The following is a 999-nucleotide window of genomic DNA, read 5'->3' on the forward strand; positions in this document are numbered from 1 at the left end:
GGAGTATATCTCATGAACGAGAACGGACTCTGCGGGACGATAAAATCTTAGTTAAATTTGAATTTGATGAAAGTATAGAAAAATATAGCGAATAAAAGGAGGCAATAATGGAAGACCTTGAAACGCCCATGCCAAGCAAGGGCGATCTAGACGAATTGAAAAAGCTTATTACGGAAAGAAGAGAGCCGGAAAAACCCGAAAGAAGACTTGCAAACTTCGATGAAAAGTTTTTGATGATTTTGGCTCAAGAGTTTGTTCATGGCTCGGGCAGTTTCAATGGGGATTTAGCAAGACAAATCATGGATGATTTAGGGTTCTCAAACGAAGCATACTTTCTGCCCGATAGCGATTTATTATCTTGCGTTCTATCAAAGCAAGTCTTATGGATCGCGGAAAATGACAAACGAACCTGCAAATTTTGCGACGGCTGCTCCGAAAGGATTTTCGTTCTAGAAAGCCTACCAAAGTATCATCCAAACTGCCGCTGCGGGTTAAACTTGCCGGAGGAAGAATTGCGCGATGTAACAGACGAAGTTATGTCTGCCTTAAGGGAATTTACAAAAATTTCCGTGAGACATCCATTAGATGTTCCATGGTTAATTAGCCAAGTTGATGATGGTAAACCATGGGATATCAAAAATGAGGGCCCATGGAACCAATCAATTAAAACTGAATACCCTGGAAGCTATTTCGCTCCTGTTATGTTTTATGGTGAACAATCTTCACCTGAGTGGTTAGGCAATTTTACTTTTGGTTATATTACCGGAATTATGCTCTTTGGGCGTTTTCTTGCCATATTAGGGTCCATTGGAAAAGCTGTTTGGAATCTATTAATAAGATTCATAAAAGACAAGGACAATTCCCCGCTGTCTCTAAATTATTTTCTCGATAAGATAGAAGAGGAATATGTAAACGAAGTTGGAGACCACCCAGCAATTAACAAAGGATACGATCGCTTTAAAAAAGATTTAAACGCCGGTTATATCAATGATTTACTTC

1 protein-coding gene is annotated in these 999 nt (G+C 39.2%); it reads left to right on the forward strand.

The features are described from left to right. Positions 1-107: 107 nt before the first annotated feature. A partial coding sequence (locus tag ACYVTD_RS13905) for a hypothetical protein (RefSeq protein ID WP_461248320.1) occupies positions 108-999 on the forward strand: 892 nt, incomplete at its 3' end.

Source organism: Treponema sp. R6D11, from assembly GCF_054786075.1.